This window comes from Faecalicoccus sp. (assembly GCF_036552745.1).
Classification (GTDB): Bacteria; Bacillota_I; Bacilli_A; order Erysipelotrichales; family Erysipelotrichaceae; genus Faecalicoccus.
The window spans coordinates 1-4,245 of record NZ_JAXKBY010000097.1; the positions used below are offsets into that span (position 1 = coordinate 1).

General features: G+C 35.0%; 6 protein-coding genes. All 6 read left to right on the forward strand.

Annotated features, from left to right (window positions below):
• The first annotated feature begins 311 nt into the window (after window positions 1-311).
• The 6 genes from U0M88_RS04820 (at window position 312) to U0M88_RS04845 (ending at window position 4,161) form a co-directional block, all read left to right on the forward strand.
• Complete coding sequence (locus U0M88_RS04820; protein WP_331869079.1) at window positions 312-497, forward strand: hypothetical protein; 186 nt, start codon at window positions 312-314, stop codon at window positions 495-497.
• Window positions 484-912, forward strand: a complete 429-nt coding sequence (locus U0M88_RS04825; RefSeq protein WP_331869080.1) for a hypothetical protein — start codon at window positions 484-486, stop codon at window positions 910-912. Before U0M88_RS04820 ends, U0M88_RS04825 begins: the two co-directional genes overlap by 14 nt.
• 90 nt (window positions 913-1,002) lie before the next feature.
• Window positions 1,003-1,371 carry an HNH endonuclease signature motif containing protein gene (locus U0M88_RS04830; RefSeq protein ID WP_331869081.1) on the forward strand — a complete coding sequence of 123 codons (369 nt, stop codon included), beginning with the start codon at window positions 1,003-1,005 and terminating at the stop codon, window positions 1,369-1,371.
• A 193-nt stretch (window positions 1,372-1,564) separates the two neighbouring features.
• Complete coding sequence (locus tag U0M88_RS04835) at window positions 1,565-2,737, forward strand: hypothetical protein (protein ID WP_331869082.1); 1,173 nt, start codon at window positions 1,565-1,567, stop codon at window positions 2,735-2,737.
• A complete protein-coding gene (locus tag U0M88_RS04840; protein ID WP_331869083.1) occupies window positions 2,718-3,926 on the forward strand; it encodes a hypothetical protein in 1,209 nt (402 codons plus the stop codon). The genes U0M88_RS04835 and U0M88_RS04840 overlap by 20 nt, the downstream gene beginning before the upstream one ends.
• A gap of 91 nt (window positions 3,927-4,017) precedes the next feature.
• Window positions 4,018-4,161: a hypothetical protein gene (locus U0M88_RS04845; protein WP_331869084.1), complete on the forward strand. Its 144-nt coding sequence runs from the start codon at window positions 4,018-4,020 to the stop codon at window positions 4,159-4,161.
• Window positions 4,162-4,245 lie beyond the last annotated feature (84 nt).

Genomic DNA, 4,245 nt, shown 5'->3' on the forward strand with positions numbered 1-4,245 from the left:
GTACAGGAATGATTGATGAAAATGTACGAGGTAAGAGAAAATGAACGGCCGTGATTATGAATGGATCATAGCCGTTCTGATCCTCCTTGGTGTATGGCTGTTTGAAATCCTAATTCTTTGTTCAATCGGGATTGGTAAGCCATTGTCTATGTAAAAATTGATTCTCGTACTCAGTAAGGACCGGATTATCAGGCAGGCATTTGTTTTGATTTTCTCCTAGAAATAACTTAACCCATTCGATCTTACAGTTTGTACAAAAATAATAATTCGATAGTCCGGCCCTTCTTGGGTACGAGTAGAAAGTGTGAATGATGAATTACAGACAAAAGAGACAGGATAAAATAGCCAGGCAGATCCAAAAGGAATATACTGCGCTGGCGCAACTAGAACACGAAAAAGAATTAGGTACGATTTGCGTACAGCATGGAATCAGCAAACAGGACTTATTTGAATTAATCGAAAAGAAAAGGAAGGTATTAGAAGATGAACAAAGATAAAGTGAATCAATTACTAAGTGATTTGAAATCAGCTAGATATTGCTGTCATCGAATTATTGAGCTGAATGAAGAACTAGAAGTGTTGGAACATAAGATGCTAGGATTAAGTCATTTCATACCTGAACTTACGAAAGAACAAGAAAAATCAAGTAAGCCCATGCCTACTTTTCACGGTGGATATACAAGTCCTGTAGCTATGTTTGCAGAAGAGGATAGAATTGAATCTGAAATAAACTATTACAGACGAAGACTCAATGAGTGCAAACCCATTGAGCTTTTGTCTTTACGTGATCAAAATATTCTGTTTGATTTATATTTTCACTTTAAAAACAGTTGGGATGTTGCAGAAGAATATGGATATTCTAAACGAGGAATGTATAAGCATATAAGAAGTGAGCTTAGAAAGCTCTTATAAATCTTTAAAAGAGTTCCCTAGTGTACCACTTTTTAGTGTTATATTAATATCATCAAGAAGTCTCAGATAAAAAGTCTGAGGCTTTTTCTTTTGGAAAGAAGTGATACCGTGGGAAGAAATAGGCCTGATCAAGATGGTACCCACCGCCTAGCATTTGAGCGAAATAAGAAAAAGATATTTGCTACACAAGAGGTGTGTGGTATATGTGGTAAGCCTGTAGACTTTAGTTACAAATATCCGCATCCTTTGTCAGCGTGTATTGATCATATTATTCCGATTGCTAAAGGTGGGCATCCAAGTGACATGGATAATTTACAACTTGCTCATTGGACATGTAACCGGATGAAGTCTGACAAACTGGTGAGGGGTAAGGGACCACAGAAATCAACAGAAATTTTATCGAATAGAGTGCTGCCACATTCAATTGATTGGATAAAATATAGGCACGGCAAGAGTTAGATCTATGGGGGTATTACCTCCCCCACCATCGGCTTGTCCGAGCTTCACGCCGTCACTACGAATATTTCTCGCTGAATCGCATCTAGAAAGGAGCATATGGCTCAAAATGAATCAATATAAAGGAATTAATTATTTAAGAAATAAACTCGCGTATAAGCGCCGCAGAGTGCTTACACGATACGAGTATTACGAAATGAAAAACATCACAAAGTATTTTAAAGGGATGATACCGGATGAATTAAAATGGATGAAAAGCGTTCTTGGATGGTGCGCTAAATCAGTAGATACTTTGTCAGACCGATTGGTGTTTCATGAATTTAAAAATGATAATTTTAACATCAATCAAATTTTTGATCTCAACAATCGGGATATCTTTTTTGACAGTGCGGTTCTATCTGCTTTAATTAGCAGTTGTTGCTTTATTTATATTTCCAAAGGCGATGATGGATTTCCAAGATTGCAGGTCATTGATGGAAGTAATGCAACTGGTATCATTGATCCGATTACAGGATTATTAAAAGAAGGTTATGCGGTATTAAATCGCAATGATCAAGGAAACCCTACATCAGAAGCTTATTTTACTTTTGAAAATACTGTGTTCATTGAAAACGGACAACAGCATATTGTAAAAAATGATGCACCTTATCCATTACTCGTACCTATTATTTATAAACCAGATGCACATCGTCCTTTTGGCCATTCACGAATTAGTCGTGCTTGCATGTCGTACACTCAATCGGCATTAAGAACTCTGCTTAGATCGGAAGTCTCGGCAGAGTTTTATAGTTTTCCGCAGAAATATGTAACAGGGCTTAGCCAAGATGCAGAACAACTTGATAAATGGAAAGCGACAATGTCTTCCTTCTTACAATTTGATAAAGACGAGGATGGAGAAAGTCCAAAGTTAGGACAATTTTCGCAACAATCCATGTCTCCATACATTGAACAACTAAGAATGTTCGCATCACTTTTTGCCGGAGAAACTGGACTTACCTTAGATGATCTTGGATTTGTGGCTGATAATCCATCAAGTGCTGAAGCCATTAAGGCAAGTCACGACAATCTAAGGTTGGCAGCCAGAAAAGCGCAAAGAACATTTGGAACAGGCTTTTTAAATGTAGGATATTTGGCCGCTTGTGTACGTGATGAATATCCATATATCAGAACAAATTTCTATTTGACAAAAGCATCTTGGGAGCCAATCTTTGAACCAGATATGTCAACATTATCATTGATTGGAGATGGAGCAATCAAAATCAATCAAGCGATACCTGGTTATTTCAATAAGGATAATCTAAGGGAATTGACTGGCATTGAAGCATCTAATATGAAATCGGAGATTATAGATGAATCAACAAGTAGATGATATCGTTCCTGGATTGTTAAAAGAAATCCAGGATGATTTTGAAAATCTATATCAGAAAGATGAAGAAGTTAGAAGAATATTGGATGTAATTGCTAGTGGCAAGGCAACCTATGAAGATGCAAACACGTATGCAATAAGGCTTGGAGAAATATTGTCAGAAACCTATTCAAATAAAATTAGTTCAGACATTCTTCCAGATGGAAAGATGTATTACAATATCGCGAAAAGAATTATTGATCCAACAATGCATAGAAACTTTGATTTGATTTCTGATGTATCTGTAAAAACACAAGAAGCATTAAACAAAGCATCAAAAATAAATATAAAAGCAATTCCATCAGAGTATGATCAACAAAAAGTAGATGGGATTATCAATAAATTAACAAGTGACCAATTTGATAAAGTTTCATATATGTTGAAAAATCCTGTGGTTCATTTTGCGCAAAAAGTGGTGGATGATACGATTAAAGCAAATGCAGAGTTTCACAGCAAATCAGGTTTGCATCCAAAAATAACAAGAAAAGTTCGAGGAAATTGCTGTGATTGGTGCATGAATCTATCAGGAAAATATTCTTATCCAGATGATGTTCCGGATGATGTTTATAAAAGACATGATAATTGTCGCTGCGATTTACAATATTATCCTGGTGAAGGAAAACAAATACAAAATGTGCATACTAAGAAATGGGAAACCAAAGATGAAGATATTCAAAGAAGGATTGAGTTTTCCACTTCTAAAGTTTCAAAATATGCAGAGGATGTCACGGCAGAATACTATGGTCTTAGTACTCCAGGACAAGGCAATGTAACAATGGACGATGGTTTTAATCCAAATAAGAGAAAAGATGAAGTGAATATGGCTAAGTTTTTACATGATACGTTTGGTGGAGATATTCACCTTTTTGTAGAAAAAAATAATCAAGCTAATCCAGATTATCAATGGAAAGGCAAGCTTTGGGATTTAAAAACACCAAACCAAAAGGTTTCTGATTCAGTAGTAAGGAAAGGTTTGAAACAAATTAAAGAGAATTCAGGCGGACTTATATATGATTTTAGAAAAATAGGATTAGATATCGAACAAGTGATGTCGATTTTAGATGACCGTATAAACAGATCAGCATTAAAAAAGGTAGATGTGTTAATAATTGACGAAAATAGAAAAATAAAAGCATATCGTTATAAAAAATAGGAAGCGCCTAAGGCCAATGTAACGGGCCTAAAACGCTTCCTACATCTAAATTATACACATCATTTTGAAAAATTTCAAGGAGGTTAATGTAATGGCAAAAGATGAATACTATGTATTAGTTTATAAGGTTTTACTTTATTTATATGCTTGTTTAAAAAGGAAAATTTATTTTAATAATGAAACATTTGATAAAGCAACTAAGCGAAAAGACATTAATGAAGACCAATGTCATTAAGTTAAGCAAAACATGATCTTATGAGTCTTGTCTAAAATAGGCGAGGCTCTTTTATTTGTGAAAAAAAATCTAAAAAAGCTTGAC

What these genes read in the sequence shown, in the direction of transcription:
- U0M88_RS04845 (WP_331869084.1), top strand. Translation starts at nt 4,018, where the DNA reads ATGGCAAAAGATGAATACTATGTATTAGTTTATAAGGTTTTACTTTAT.
- U0M88_RS04825 (WP_331869080.1), top strand. Translation starts at nt 484, where the DNA reads ATGAACAAAGATAAAGTGAATCAATTACTAAGTGATTTGAAATCAGCT.
- U0M88_RS04820 (WP_331869079.1), top strand. Translation starts at nt 312, where the DNA reads ATGAATTACAGACAAAAGAGACAGGATAAAATAGCCAGGCAGATCCAA.
- U0M88_RS04840 (WP_331869083.1), top strand. Translation starts at nt 2,718, where the DNA reads ATGAATCAACAAGTAGATGATATCGTTCCTGGATTGTTAAAAGAAATC.
- U0M88_RS04835 (WP_331869082.1), top strand. Translation starts at nt 1,565, where the DNA reads ATGAAAAACATCACAAAGTATTTTAAAGGGATGATACCGGATGAATTA.